The organism is Niveibacterium microcysteis (assembly GCF_017161445.1).
GTDB classification, from domain to species: Bacteria; Pseudomonadota; Gammaproteobacteria; order Burkholderiales; family Rhodocyclaceae; genus Niveibacterium; species Niveibacterium microcysteis.
Genome location: NZ_CP071060.1, coordinates 2,629,524 through 2,642,177 on the forward strand (window position 1 = coordinate 2,629,524; position 12,654 = coordinate 2,642,177).

The 12,654-nt window shown below is 64.2% G+C and carries 15 protein-coding genes; 11 read left to right on the top strand and 4 right to left on the bottom strand.

All coding sequences use genetic code 11. The features are described from left to right. Positions 1-14: 14 nt before the first annotated feature. A complete protein-coding gene (locus JY500_RS22325) occupies positions 15-137 on the bottom strand; it encodes a hypothetical protein (RefSeq protein WP_256378316.1) in 123 nt (40 codons plus the stop codon). On the opposite strand from JY500_RS22325, the gene fusA reads away from it, so the two are divergent. Together fusA and JY500_RS11935 are read left to right on the top strand one after the other, a co-directional pair. Further along, a complete protein-coding gene (gene fusA, locus JY500_RS11930; RefSeq protein ID WP_206252594.1) occupies positions 136-2,184 on the top strand; it encodes an elongation factor G in 2,049 nt (682 codons plus the stop codon). The genes JY500_RS22325 and fusA overlap by 2 nt on opposite strands. Before the next feature lie 71 nt (positions 2,185-2,255). Next, positions 2,256-3,197 (top strand): NAD-dependent epimerase/dehydratase family protein, encoded by a 942-nt coding sequence (locus tag JY500_RS11935; protein ID WP_206252595.1) that lies wholly within the window; start codon positions 2,256-2,258, stop codon positions 3,195-3,197. Between the two features lie 3 nt (positions 3,198-3,200). Here the strand turns inward: JY500_RS11935 and JY500_RS11940 are convergent, their stop codons facing one another. Continuing rightward, complete coding sequence (locus JY500_RS11940) at positions 3,201-3,542, bottom strand: hypothetical protein (protein WP_206252604.1); 342 nt, start codon at positions 3,540-3,542, stop codon at positions 3,201-3,203. A 357-nt stretch (positions 3,543-3,899) separates the two neighbouring features. On the opposite strand from JY500_RS11940, the gene JY500_RS11945 reads away from it, so the two are divergent. Beyond that, complete coding sequence (locus JY500_RS11945) at positions 3,900-4,508, top strand: HNH endonuclease (protein WP_246479599.1); 609 nt, start codon at positions 3,900-3,902, stop codon at positions 4,506-4,508. Here the strand turns inward: JY500_RS11945 and JY500_RS11950 are convergent. Together JY500_RS11950 and JY500_RS11955 are read right to left on the bottom strand one after the other, a co-directional pair. Continuing rightward, entirely contained in the window at positions 4,505-5,230 is a 726-nt protein-coding gene (locus tag JY500_RS11950) for a lipase secretion chaperone (protein WP_206252606.1), read from the bottom strand. The genes JY500_RS11945 and JY500_RS11950 overlap by 4 nt on opposite strands. A 122-nt stretch (positions 5,231-5,352) precedes the next feature. Then, entirely contained in the window at positions 5,353-6,276 is a 924-nt protein-coding gene (locus JY500_RS11955; protein ID WP_246479600.1) for an esterase/lipase family protein, read from the bottom strand. 325 nt (positions 6,277-6,601) lie between these two features. On the opposite strand from JY500_RS11955, the gene JY500_RS11960 reads away from it, so the two are divergent. From JY500_RS11960 to JY500_RS11995, 8 genes are all read left to right on the top strand, one after another. Beyond that, positions 6,602-7,042, top strand: coding sequence for a MarR family transcriptional regulator (locus tag JY500_RS11960; RefSeq protein ID WP_206252614.1), 441 nt, complete (start codon positions 6,602-6,604; stop codon positions 7,040-7,042). 60 nt (positions 7,043-7,102) lie between these two features. Next, positions 7,103-7,849, top strand: a complete 747-nt coding sequence (locus tag JY500_RS11965; protein WP_172199519.1) for a substrate-binding periplasmic protein — start codon at positions 7,103-7,105, stop codon at positions 7,847-7,849. A 43-nt stretch (positions 7,850-7,892) separates the two neighbouring features. Next, positions 7,893-8,816, top strand: a complete 924-nt coding sequence (locus JY500_RS11970) for a histone deacetylase family protein (protein ID WP_206252615.1) — start codon at positions 7,893-7,895, stop codon at positions 8,814-8,816. Next, positions 8,813-9,640, top strand: a complete 828-nt coding sequence (locus tag JY500_RS11975) for a DUF429 domain-containing protein (protein ID WP_206252616.1) — start codon at positions 8,813-8,815, stop codon at positions 9,638-9,640. Before JY500_RS11970 ends, JY500_RS11975 begins: the two co-directional genes overlap by 4 nt. A gap of 188 nt (positions 9,641-9,828) precedes the next feature. Next, positions 9,829-10,032 carry a cold-shock protein gene (locus JY500_RS11980; RefSeq protein ID WP_172199510.1) on the top strand — a complete coding sequence of 68 codons (204 nt, stop codon included), beginning with the start codon at positions 9,829-9,831 and terminating at the stop codon, positions 10,030-10,032. A 106-nt stretch (positions 10,033-10,138) separates the two neighbouring features. Then, a complete protein-coding gene (infA, locus tag JY500_RS11985) occupies positions 10,139-10,411 on the top strand; it encodes a translation initiation factor IF-1 (protein ID WP_172199507.1) in 273 nt (90 codons plus the stop codon). A gap of 319 nt (positions 10,412-10,730) precedes the next feature. Further along, positions 10,731-11,036, top strand: coding sequence for a tetratricopeptide repeat protein (locus JY500_RS11990; RefSeq protein ID WP_206252620.1), 306 nt, complete (start codon positions 10,731-10,733; stop codon positions 11,034-11,036). A gap of 122 nt (positions 11,037-11,158) precedes the next feature. Then, complete coding sequence (locus JY500_RS11995) at positions 11,159-12,640, top strand: NAD(P)H-hydrate dehydratase (RefSeq protein ID WP_246479601.1); 1,482 nt, start codon at positions 11,159-11,161, stop codon at positions 12,638-12,640. The last annotated feature ends 14 nt before the right edge of the window (positions 12,641-12,654 follow it).

The following is a 12,654-nucleotide window of genomic DNA, read 5'->3' on the forward strand; positions in this document are numbered from 1 at the left end:
AAGGGGCGCGGATGCTACGCCAGCGCCGCGGCGAAGTCCAGCAAACCGCCCGCCAACGCGCTGACGCGCGTCAAACCTGAGCGCACCGCGCCGGGTGTAGCGTCACAGCCAAGAAGACTCACAAAGGAGGCAGCCATGACGACCCCGCAAGATCTGAGGACTCTCGCCCTGCTAGGCCACGCGGGCGCCGGCAAAACGACACTGATCGAATCAGTCCTCGTTTCCGCCGGCGCGATTCCACAGGCAGGCAGCGTAGACCGCGGCACCACGGTCTGCGACTACGATCCACTCGAAAAGGAACATGGTCACTCCGCCAAACTGGCGGTTGCAAACTTCGAACGCGCCGGCACCCTGGTGCACCTGCTGGACACACCCGGATTCCCCGACTTCGCTGGCCAGGCGCTTGCCGCACTGGATGCGGCGGACACGGTCGCCACCGTCGTTAACGCGCAGAACGGCATCGAAATCACGGCCCGCCGGGCAATGCTCTGGGCCCAGACACGCAAGCTCTGCCGCCTCGTCGTTGTGAACAAGATCGACGCCGAGCGGGTGAACCTCCCCGCCCTGGTTGAAGAGCTTCAGGCCGCCTTCGGGCGCGAATGCCTGCCGATCAACCTGCCGGCCGATGGTGGAAGCCGCGTCGTCGATTGCTTCTTCAACCTGAGCGGAGACGCGACCGATTTCAGCTCAATCGAGGACGCACACCGTGCCCTAGTTGAGCAGGTCGTCGAAGTGGACGAAGCGCTGACCGAGCGTTACCTCGAAGGCGAAGAGATCGCACCGGAAGCGCTGCACGACGCGTTCGAACGCGCGCTGCGTGAGGATCACCTGGTTCCGGTGCTGTTCGTATCCGCCCGCACCGGTGCCGGCATCCCGGAGCTGATCGATTTCATCGTGCGCCTCGCGCCCAGCCCGCTCGAAGGCAACCCGCCGCTTTTCGAGAAATGGCCGGGCGGCAATGCCGATGCAGCGGAGCCCCTGATCGCCAGCCACGATCCAAACGACCATGCGCTGGCCCATGTATTCAAAGTCGAAGTCGACCCTTACATGGGCAAGATCGGCGTGGTGCGTGTGCTGCAAGGCACGCTCACGCCGGATACCCAGCTGTATGCCGGCGAGGCACGCAAGCCTTTCCGTGTCGCTCATTTGTTCCGCATGCAGGGCAAGCAGCTCACCCCGATTGATCGCGCGGGCCCCGGCGAGATCTGCGCGATCACGAAGATCGACGACATGGCCTTCGATGCCGTCCTCCACGATGCCCCGGAAGACGCAGTGATCCACTTCCACCCGCTGCCGATTCCGCATGCGGTGTATGGCTTGGCCGTACGCGTCAAACGCCGGGGAGACGAACAGAAGCTCGCCGAGATTCTCCACCGTCTGGCCGCGGAGGATCCGGGCCTGCACGTCGAGCACGACGTCACCACCCACGAGGCCGTGATTCGCGGCCAAGGCGAGCTGCACCTGAGCCGTATCCTCGAAAAGATGCGCGCACAGTACAAGCTCGAAGTGGACAGTCACCCGCCAACGATTCCTTACCGCGAGACCATCACGCTCGCTGCGGAAGGCCACCATCGCCACAAGAAGCAAAGCGGCGGTGCCGGTCAGTTCGGTGAGGTCTACCTGAAGATCGCCCCGCTCGCCCGCGGCGAAGGGTTCCGCTTTGTCGACGCCGTCAAGGGCGGCACGATCCCGGGTGTGTTCATTCCCGCAGTGGAAAAAGGCGTGCGCGACGTGCTCGGTGGCGGTGCGATTGCCGGCTTCCCGGTGCAGGATCTGGAGGTCACCGTGTATGACGGCAAGACCCACCCGGTCGACGGCAAGGAAGTCGCTTTCATCACGGCCGGTCGCAAGGCCTTCCTCGACGCAATCAGCAAGGCGCGCGGCATGGTGCTGGAGCCGATTGTGAACCTGGAGGTCACGGTGCCTGAGATGGCCATCGGTGACGTGAACGGCGAACTCGCACTTCGGCGCGGTCAGGTCACGCAGACCGGCACGGCACGCGGCGGCATGGTGACCATCAATGCACGAGCACCGCTCGCCGAGCTGAACGACTTTCAGGGGCGCCTCAAGTCAATCACTGGCGGACAAGGCAGTTACACGCTGGAGATGGCCGACTATGAACCGGCCCCGCCAAACGTACAGCAGGCATTGACTGCTGCGTTCAAACCGGTCGACGAGGAGTAAGCGACCGCGCCGCCGCGACGCCACCACGCGCGTCGCGGCGCCAGCCCGCCCGGCTCGGGCAAAATGGGAACATGTCGTCATGTTCCCGCCCTATCGCGCTGGTGACCGGCGCCAACGGCTTTGTTGGCACGGCACTGATTCCACAGCTCAAAGCACGCGGCTACCGTGTGCGCGCTGCGCTTCGCCAACCTCGGCCAGGCCCCTGGGACGAATCCGTTGTCGTCGGCGACCTGAATTTGCCGGTCGACTGGCGTGTCGCAGTGTCGGGTGTCGATGCTATCTGGCATCTGGCCGCGCGGGTGCACGTGATGCAGGAAAGCGAACGCGACCCACTGGCCGCATTCCGGCGCGTCAATGTGGCGCGAACGGCGGAACTCTGTGCCGCAGCCGCGGCTGCCGGTGTGCGGCGCCTGGTCTACCTCAGCTCAGTAAAGGTCAATGGCGAATCCAGCGCACCGGAACATCCTTTCCGCCCCGAGGACCCGCCCGCTCCCACCGACCCCTACGCCGTTTCCAAACTGGAAGCCGAGGCGGCGGTGCTGACCTCGTGCGTGGACGCCGTCGTGCTGCGCCCCCCGCTCGTCTACGGCCCTGGCGTCGGCGCAAACTTCGCGCGCTTGTTGCACTTAGTCCGGAAGGGATACTGGCTGCCGCTCGGCGCCATCCAGAACCGCCGCGATCTGGTCTTCGTCGGTAATCTCGCCGACGCGCTGTGCCTGCTTGGAGAGCATCCGGACGCCGTCGGCAAGGTGTTTCTCATCAGTGACGGCGAGCCCCTGAGTACGCCAGCGCTGATCCGCGCAGTGGGCAACGCGCTCGGAAGGTCCGCACACCTGATTCCAGTACCACCCAAAGTGCTCAGAGGAGTGCTGACGCTTTGCGGCAAAGAAGCGGAAGCCGATCGTCTGCTTGGTTCGCTCGAAGTCGACATCAGCGCCCTGACCCACGGCCTTGGCTGGCGCCCTCGCTACACCGTGAAAGAGGCGCTCGCCGCAACAGTTGCCGCGCACTGACCCTCAGCGCCCGTCGTCACCCAGCTCAAACGCGAGCTCAAGTTCGAAACGAGCATCCCGCAGCCCCGCCGGAAGGTCAATCCGCGCCGCCGCTTTCATCAGCGCCTCTCGCAGCCGCGCCTCCAATTCGCGGCTGCTTTGCTGCCCGCTGAAACTCACGGCAAGCAAGCGACCGCCGTCGCCGAACACCAGGTGCGCCTCGGTGCTGGCGCCCGCGGCATCTGCTGGCAAGGAGACCCCGGCCAATCCGCTCGCGAGTGCCACCTTCAGGCCGCGCAAAGCCCCGGCATCAAGCCCCGGAAGTTCGGGCGCCAGCGGCGCCGAGTCGGGCGCTCGCTTGGGCATATCTACCGCGCGAGCGGTGCGAGCCGGCCCATTCGTCGGCTGCAGCGACCGGTTTGCTTGGCGTGGTGCAGGCACGGCCGGCACCTCCGCCGCCGCGCTCAAAAGCCGTGGGGCCGCGACATCGCCCGATGCGCCAGCGCCACGGCCAAGCGCTTGAGCGGAAAGCCGAACCCGCAAACTGCGAGCGCCGGCGTCGATCGTTGGAAACAGGAACAACGCCGCACCATGTACCGCAATCGACAACAAAAGCGCCCAATACAACGGACGCCCCTGGCCTGTCACGCGACACATTGAAGTAGTCATTGAAATCACACATGCAAGGCGTATGCTCTATACGATTGTAGAGAGAGAGTCGCCGTGATCCTCGTTGAACGCGGCACGGTCGCGGGCAATTCGCGACGGCCGCTGATCCTCACGCTTGATGTGCATGGCCAGCCCTTCCGCTGGGTCAGCTGGCAGCATGCGGTGATCTACTATGCGAGGGATCAGGTCGCCTGGTCCGCTGGCGACAACGAGTTCATGATCCAGGGCGGTATGCGCCGTGATACCGGGCTGCGTTCCGTCATCACGGCAAACAGCATCATCGCCATACGCGGCAAGGCGCTCAGCCAGCGCGCGCTGCACCAGGTTCCACCGCTTTCGAATCGCGAACTCTTTCACCGTGACCGTCAGGTCTGCGGCTATTGCGGCACGCATCTGCCGGCCGGCAAGCTCACGCGCGACCACGTCCTTCCCGTATCGCAAGGCGGTCGAGACATTTGGATGAACGTTGTTACCGCCTGCCGCCCATGCAATCAGCGCAAAGGCGGTCGCACGCCTGAACAGGCGCGCATGGAGCTGATCTATGCCCCGTACGTGCCGAACAAGGCCGAGTACCTGATCCTCTGCAACCGCAACATCCTAGCGGATCAGATGGACTTCCTTGCCCGGCACGTGCCGCGGCAGAGTCGCGTTCTGGTCGGCTAACCGCCCAGCGTTGGGCGCAAGAGCCCCTCGGCGCGCAATCGCTCCGTTTCTGCGAAGCGTTGCTCGATCAACTCATGGAATTTGCCCGCCCGGGTTTCTGCGTTAAGGCTGGGGTCATTGCGTAGCTGATTAACGGCTTGCTGCGCATCTTCAATGCGCTGACGCCAGCTCGCCCACGATGCATCGACGGCGGCAGAGCGCGCCGCTGCATCCGGCAGAGGCTGTGGCACCACTTCCCGGCTACCCTGCCCCGCAAGCTGCGCCGCCAGCAAGCGCTCGTCGTCACCGAAGAAAGCCTCAGCCCAGCTTGGGCCAATGCCGCGGCGTCGTGCCGCCGCCGCGGCGCGAGCGCTCTGTTCAAGCGCCGCACGGTCAGCCGGAACAACGCCCGCCACGGCGACCATGGCGTCCTGATACGCACGCCACACTTGCGATGCATCCTGCCCCGCCTTTGGGCCGCAAGCTTCGGCCGCCTCGGCCGACAGCACCAGGGCGAGCTCGTCGGCAGACATCGGGCCGAGCTGATTGCCGTACCAATCCATGCGCTCGCGAATCCGCCGATCGGGCAGCAAACCACCGTCTGCCGCGCAGACCCATCTTCCGTCCGGCTCAACGCCAGCGAGCACACCCCCACGAGCGGCCACCCGCAACTCACTCAGTGTGCGTTGGGCAAGCTGGCTCGACAGGAAAGGAAGACCCGCGGAACCCCTCGCGCCACTCACGTCTGCCGGCTTCTGGTGCGCACTTTCGGTTCGCGCGGGCACCAGGCTACTTGGCGCACGAGCGAGGCAGAGCAGCAAAACTACCGCCGCAAAAGCGGCGGTAGTAGCGATGACAACGCCTTTCACAGTCCCAGGTTCCGCAGGCGGTTCGCCTGAGCGCGGTAGAACGACACCGGATTGGTGCTGAAGAGCCCGCGCAGGCCGAAGACATGGTTCATTTCGTCGATATGGTTCCACCCGTAGTCGTCACGCAGCACACGCCCCCAATGCGAGGAACAGCGCGACACAAGGCCGTCGTTGGCCTCGAAACCGAACACGAGTGACGACGCCACCAGCATCGGATCGAGGACGTCCAGCACGTTGGTCGCCACCGAGGTGCCGCCCACCGAGTAGTACCGCACACCGTTTGCGGCCAGCTCCGCCCCGTTTCCGCAATACGAAGTCGGCGCACCCGCCGGGAAACGTCTATTGAAGTCGCGGGCGCCAGCCGTATTGAGCGACGCAAGCGACCCGAGCGCGTCCTGAGGCGATCCGTTGCCGGACAACAAGCCGATCAGTTGCCCGAAACCGTTGACGAGGGCCGCAACCAGATCGGTCGTGCCGGTCACACTGGTGCCCGCCTTGATGAGGTCCGCCACCTTGCTACCGTCGTGCGGCGCACCAACCGTGGTGACCGACGCCACGATGCCGGGTGCCACGCCGGCGACGTAGCGGGAAGTCGCCCCGCCATGACTGTGGCCAATCAGGTTGAAGCGTTCGTAGCCGTACTTCGCCCTCAGCGTTTCAAGGTATTGAAGCAACTGCTCACCACGCGCCTCGTTACTGTTCAGGGCCGATATCGATGCCACAAAAACCGTGGCGCCGCCGGCGCGAAGGTTCTCTGGAATGCCGTACCAGTAATTGATCGCACCGATAGAGTCGAAACCCATCATTCCATGCACGAGCACGATCGGGTACCGCGTCTGCGTATAGGTGTCGGCCGAAACCACTGGCGACAAAAGCAGGGCAATGAAACAGACAAAGATGCGCAAGCGTTTGTGATTCACCTTCTCCTCCTTCAGGTGTTTGTTGTGTTTTCCGTACGCACCCGTAGTGCAAACAGGCACCAGAAAGCTTGAATTGCGGGCCCGCTAGCAGCAATCGTTCGAGTTGCACTCGGGCAAGCCACGTCGAACGCAGAGCGATGCATCCACTCCGGATACGCCGGATTTATTGGTATAGCGGCATGCAGGGCATTGTCACGTTGCAATGCGGTAGCGGCATCGCAGCGTACGGTTACGTATCGCTTCGGGGCACCGGAGCTCGGCACCATTAGTTGCAAGTTGCAACGTAAAAAAATACCGTTAGCGGATTGCGCCTGGAGCACCGCAGATGCCGTCGCTGACCCTACGCACCTTGGCTGAACGCGTTCTCGCCGCAGAACAGCGCCTCTTTCGCCGCATGTCGGACTGCAGCGATGCCCAGATGCGCCTGCTGCTGCGCATTGCCGGCGCCAACACGATTGCGATGCGCGAACTGGTGCAGCAGACCGGTTGGGAGAAGAGCGCCGTCACCCGCGCGACCGACGTACTTCATGCACGGGGCTTGGTCACCAAGGAGCCCGACGCAGCAGACGCTCGCGCGCTGCTGCTTGCCGCCACGCCAAGTGGACATCAGCTCGCGAGGCAAGTCACCGAGTTGCTCGACACCGAGGCGCGAGCGCTGATTGGCGGTCTCGCGCCAGCGGACCGGGCGGCGGCGGACCGCATCTTGAGTCGGCTCTGCCACCTGCTCGACGCCGATGCGCGGGTGGCCGGGCCGGAACTTGAGTAACATACGCGCCGGTTGCACCGGCCGGGGGGGCGGTGCCGAGATCCCACCGTGGACCGATTCATGCGTTTTCTGCTTGCCGCGTTGCTGGTCGTATTCGCATTCGCTTCATCTCAAGCTCGCGCGGAGGACCGCGTGGTCCGTCTGGCGTCACTCGAATGGCCGCCGTACACCGGTGCCAACATTTCCGAGGGCGGCACCGTTACCGATACCGTGCGGCGAGCGCTTGCCGCATCGGGCTACAAGTTGGTCGTCGAATATCACCCCTGGCCCAAGGCGGTCGCGCTTGGCGAAACGGGCAAGGGGTTTGCTGGCTACTTCCCGAGCTACTACTCGTCTGACCGGGATCGCCGCACGGAACTGTCCGACCCTGTCGGCGAAAGCCCGCTCGGCTTCGCCCAGCGCGCCGATTCGCCAAGCATCTGGGCAACGCTGGACGACCTGAAATCACTGCGGATCGGCGTGGTCGAGGGTTACATCAACACCACCGCCCTGGACCGACGGATCGCGAGCGGCGAACAGAATTCGGACAGCACCCTCGACGACGTCAGCAACCTGATGAAGCTCGCTGCGGGCCGCATCGACCTTGCCGTGATCGACTCGAAAGTCTTCGCCAATCTGATGGGCAACGACCACCGGCTCGTTGGTATGCGCGGGCAGCTCGTGATGAACTCCCGCCTGCTCGAGCTCAAGAGCCTTCACGTTGCCTTCCGCCGCACCCCCGAGGGAAAGAAGCTCTCTCGCGCGCTCAGCGAAGGGCTGCGAAAGATTGGCTACCAGGCGCCAGTCTTCAATCAGGGCAGCGATTGATCGCTCGGCCGCAAGGCGACGACGCCACGCCGCAAGCTCAACGATGAAGCTTTACTACGCCGACGAGTTCGTACTGCCCTTGCCCGAGGGGCACCGGTTTCCGATGGCGAAATACCGGATGCTGCGCGAAGCCTTGCTGGCCACCGGCCGCTTTGCGGCAAGCGACTTCTGCATACCGGACGCCGCCGACGACGAGACCTTGCAAATGGCCCACACCGCCGACTATGTCCGCCGGGTTGTCTGCGGCGAGTTGGCGGCCGACGAGATTCGTCGCATCGGCTTTCCGTGGTCGCCCGAAATGGTTGAGCGCTCACGCCGTTCCACCGGCGCAACGATTGCGGCGTGCCGCAGCGCACTTGCGGATGGATGCTCTGCCAACCTTGCCGGCGGCACTCATCACGCACATGCGGATTTCGGATCGGGCTTCTGCGTGTTCAACGATGCCGCCGTCGCAGCGCGCTGCATGCTGGCAGAAGGCCACCTATCGCGCGTTGCGATCATCGACTGCGACGTCCACCAGGGCGACGGCACCGCCGCAATCCTCGCGGGTGATCCGCGCGCCTTCACCTTCAGCATGCATGGGGCAAAGAACTTCCCCTTCCGCAAACAGACGAGCGATCTCGATATTGAGTTGCCAGACGGCACCGGCGATGCCGATTACCTGGCCGCGCTGGTGCATGGGTTGGAGACGACGTTCGACCGGTCACGGCCTCAGCTTGTGATCTATCTTGCAGGTGCCGACCCCTTCGAGGGCGATCGCCTTGGTCGGCTGGCGCTGAGCCGCGACGGCCTTGCTGCAAGGGACCAGGCGGTGTTCGATGCCTGTCTCGCGCATCATGTTCCGCTCGCCATCGCCATGGCCGGCGGCTACGCAAACGATATCGGTGACACGGTTGCGATCCACTGCGAAACCGTTTCGCGTGCGCATCAGTGCTTCTTCGCTGCCGCGGACGCGCGTCACCGATGAAGCTCCTCGGGGTCGACTTCACCTCCGCACCTTCGCGGCGCAAGCCAATTACCGTGGCGCACGGGCAACTTGAAGGCGGCACGCTCGTATGCGAAGCGCTCGCCCGTCACGAGGCATGGCCCGGCTTCGAGCAACTGCTGCGCGCGCCCGGCCCCTGGCTTGGGGCCTTCGATTTCCCGTTTGGACTGCCACGTGACGGCGTGAGCAAGCTGGGCTGGCCCGATCACTGGCCAGAATTGGTCGCCCACTGTGCCGCGCTCGGCAAGCAGGCGTTCAAGTCAGCACTCGACGCTGATCGCACGGAACGCCCCTACGGCGCGCGCTATCCACATCGCGCCACCGATATCCCGGCCCGCAGCCACAGCCCGTTCAAACTTGTGAATCCGCCCGTCGGCATGATGTTTCTTGAAGGTGCCACGCGACTGCTCGCGGCCGGTGTCACCATTGCAGGCATGTGCCAGGCCGACCCGCTGCGTATCGCCGTAGAGGCTTACCCCGCCTTGGTGGCGCGCAAGGTGAGCGGTGCGTCCTACAAGAGCGACGAGCGCACCAAGCAAACGCCTGAGCGCGAGCGGGTCCGGCGCGAGATCGTGGCAGCCCTGTCCGGCGGCCAACTGACGCCCGGCCTGACTGTTCGCTTGCCAGATGAAATAAAAGTCGAGGCATGTTCGGACGGCAGTGGGGACCTGCTCGATGCCCTGCTCGCACTCACCCAAGCGGCCGCCGCGTGGTCGGCGCGAGCCGATAACTATGGATTGCCGCGCAACTTCGACCCTGTGGAGGGTTGGATTGTTGGTGCGAGTGATGCGTTGAAGGAAAAATAATCCTTGCCAAATCCGGAAAGCGGATACACACTACCGGTTCGCCGAATTTCAAGCAGTGTGCAGTTGCAGTAGCTAGGCCCCGCAGCAGTTCTGCGTGCGGTTCTCCGGTTCTCGATCACTTCCGTCTTGATTTTCAATTTTTCCGGGTAAGGCGAATACCCAAATTTTTTCATCAGGACGCTAGATACATGGCTACCGGTACCGTTAAGTGGTTCAACGAATCCAAAGGCTTCGGCTTCATCACCCCGGATGAGGGCGGCGACGATCTGTTCGCGCACTTCTCCGCAATCCAGACCAAGGGTTTCCGCACGCTCGCCGAAGGCCAGCGCGTGAACTTTGATGTCACGACCGGCCCGAAGGGCAAGCAAGCGTCGAACATCCGCCCCGAGTAATCAGCCACGGGCTGATGCTTGCGAAAAGCCCGGTTCGCCCGGGCTTTTTTGTTGCCGCCCCAATAAACACGCAGACGTCCGGGTCTGCATCGGACAGGAGCCATGAATGGCGAAGGAAGAACTGCTGGAAATGAACGGTGTCATCGAAGAAGTGATGCCCGATACGCGCTTCAAGGTGATTCTCGACAATGGCATCGGCGTGATCGCCTACGCCTCCGGCAAGATGCGCAAGCACCGCATCCGTATCCTCGCCGGCGACAAAGTGACGCTGGAAATGTCGCCGTATGACCTGACCAAGGGGCGGATCACGTTCCGCCACAAAGACGAGCGTGGTCCCGCAATGGGCGCCGCGCCTGGCCAGAACGGCCCGCGTCGCTGACCTACCCCGCCCGGCAGTCGATGAGCTGCCGTGCTTGCGCGGACCTTATGGTCCGCGCCACCTCGTCGCCGGCTCGACGACGCGCATTTCCTCTGCGTACCCGATAACCCTCTTGGCGCTTACCCGCCGGAGGGCTGTTCGCATGCCCGCTTGCGCGCTCGCTGCCTGGACAGCGCGAGTTCCGCTATTGGTCAGATTGAATTCCTGAATTGGTGTGGCTCGGCCCCCGAACCTACACTTCATTCAACCCCGCCGGAAAGCAAACACCGCATCAGACGGTACGCACCGGCACCGGAATCCACACCAAGGAACTTTGAACATGAACAACGAAATCAGCCTTCGTTTCCGCCACGCCGCAGGTGCCACGGTCAACGCCGACAGCCATTTCGCCGCCGCGGTTGACCACGCCCGCACAGGCCGCTTCGAGGAAGCAGTGGAAGCTTTCCGCACCGTCCTGAGTTTCGTTCCGGATCGCACCGAAGCTTGGCAAGGCCTCGGCTATTGCTACCGCAAGCTGCGCAGCTACGCCCAGGCCAACGAAGCCTACGGCGAAGCGCAGCGCCTTGATCCGTCGCGCGGCGCGATGTGGTTCAACGCGCCTGTCTCGGCGATTGCTGCGCACTGATTCATTGGGCCTTCGGGCCAAGGCGATCAGCTGTACAACCCCGGCCTCGAGCCGGGGTTTTCGTTTCTGAGCGTCCCGCTTGCCGACCCCCTAGAATGGCGGTACTCACGGAGGAATGGCGCGTGACTGCCACAATCGCGAACTGGATACTTTCGACCGCCGCAATACGTTCGGTGGAGTCGGTCTACAAGGACGCAGCGCCCACGCTGATGCAGCGCGCCGGCCACGCTGCTGCCCGACTCGTCGAGCAGTTCCATCTTCCCCCGGGGCCGATCCTGATTCTGGCCGGCCCTGGCAACAATGGCGGCGATGGTCTGGTTCTCGCAAGCGAACTGAGACAACGAGGTCGTGAGGTCGTCGTCGCCTTTCTCGGCGATGCCGACCGCCTGCCTCCCGATGCCGCCGCTGCAATGGCAGCGTGGCTACAGGGCGACGGCGCGCTGGCACGAGAGTTCAAGTCCGACGGCTGGGTGCTGGCCGTCGACGCGCTATTTGGTATTGGATTAACGCGCCCGCTGACTGGCCAGGTCGCCGAATGGGTCGAACGCTTCAACGCGCTCAAGTGCCGCCGCCTGTCGCTCGATATTGCAAGCGGCATCGATGCCGATACTGGCCGTGCACTGGGATGCGCGGTGCGCGCAACCGACACCTTGAGCTTCATCGCCTGGAAGCCGGGTTTGATGACGCTGGACGGGCCTGACCATTGCGGTCGGCTCCATCTGGCAACGCTGGACGTCACGGTGGACCAGCACGATGGCGCCGGTCGCCTGATCACCCGCAGCAACTTCGAGACCCTCCTCACGCCGCGCCCTCGCAACAGCCACAAAGGGCTCTATGGCGACGTCGGCATTGTCGGCGGCGCGAGCGGCATGGTTGGCGCAGCCTGGATCGCCGGCCGCGCTGCCCTGGCGCTCGGTGCCGGGCGGGTGTTCGTCGGATGCCTGGCGGCCGACGCACCGGCGCTGGATCCCAGCGCCGTCGAGCTGATGATGCGCCGTGCCGACGAAGTGCCTTCATTGGCTTCCGTCTTGGCGGTGGGCCCCGGCCTGGGACAACACGAGCCAGCACGCGCGCTGCTAAAGCGCTGCCTGGCGTTTGCAGGCCCTCTCGTGCTGGATGCGGACGCACTCAATCTGATTGGCACCGATCCCGACCTGGAAACGCTTCTGCTCGCCCGTCCGCACGATACTTTGATGACCCCGCACCCAGCCGAAGCGGCGCGCCTGCTTCAATCGACAACCGCCGCCATCCAGGCGGACCGCGTCGCGACCGCCAAGGCGCTCGCGCGGCGTTACCGCGCACACGTTGCGCTCAAAGGTTGCGGTACCGTCGTGGCACACCCCGACGGCGCCTGGGCGATCAACACCAGCGGAAATCCAGGCATGGCCGTGGCAGGCATGGGGGACGCCCTCACCGGCTTCGCTGCAAGCCTGCTGGCCCAGCAATGGCCCGCGCCGATGGCGCTTGAGGCTGCGGTGCATCTGCATGGCGCCGCGGCGGACGCACTGGTCGCAAACGGCGTCGGTCCGGTCGGGCTGCGCGCCAGCGAAGTGATCGACGCAGCACGTCGCATCAGAAACGCCTGGACCAGCGAGTCTGCATGAGGTGCTCGCGACCG

Excerpts from the sequence above, each read along its gene's own strand:
- JY500_RS11960 (WP_206252614.1), top strand. The coding sequence starts at position 6,602 with ATGCCGTCGCTGACCCTACGCACCTTGGCTGAACGCGTTCTCGCCGCA.
- JY500_RS11935 (WP_206252595.1), top strand. The coding sequence starts at position 2,256 with ATGTCGTCATGTTCCCGCCCTATCGCGCTGGTGACCGGCGCCAACGGC.
- fusA (WP_206252594.1), top strand. The coding sequence starts at position 136 with ATGACGACCCCGCAAGATCTGAGGACTCTCGCCCTGCTAGGCCACGCG.
- JY500_RS11940 (WP_206252604.1), bottom strand. The coding sequence starts at position 3,542 with ATGCCCAAGCGAGCGCCCGACTCGGCGCCGCTGGCGCCCGAACTTCCG.
- infA (WP_172199507.1), top strand. The coding sequence starts at position 10,139 with ATGGCGAAGGAAGAACTGCTGGAAATGAACGGTGTCATCGAAGAAGTG.
- JY500_RS11975 (WP_206252616.1), top strand. The coding sequence starts at position 8,813 with ATGAAGCTCCTCGGGGTCGACTTCACCTCCGCACCTTCGCGGCGCAAG.
- JY500_RS22325 (WP_256378316.1), bottom strand. The coding sequence starts at position 137 with ATGGCTGCCTCCTTTGTGAGTCTTCTTGGCTGTGACGCTACACCCGGC.
- JY500_RS11970 (WP_206252615.1), top strand. The coding sequence starts at position 7,893 with ATGAAGCTTTACTACGCCGACGAGTTCGTACTGCCCTTGCCCGAGGGG.
- JY500_RS11990 (WP_206252620.1), top strand. The coding sequence starts at position 10,731 with ATGAACAACGAAATCAGCCTTCGTTTCCGCCACGCCGCAGGTGCCACG.
- JY500_RS11980 (WP_172199510.1), top strand. The coding sequence starts at position 9,829 with ATGGCTACCGGTACCGTTAAGTGGTTCAACGAATCCAAAGGCTTCGGC.
- JY500_RS11965 (WP_172199519.1), top strand. The coding sequence starts at position 7,103 with ATGCGTTTTCTGCTTGCCGCGTTGCTGGTCGTATTCGCATTCGCTTCA.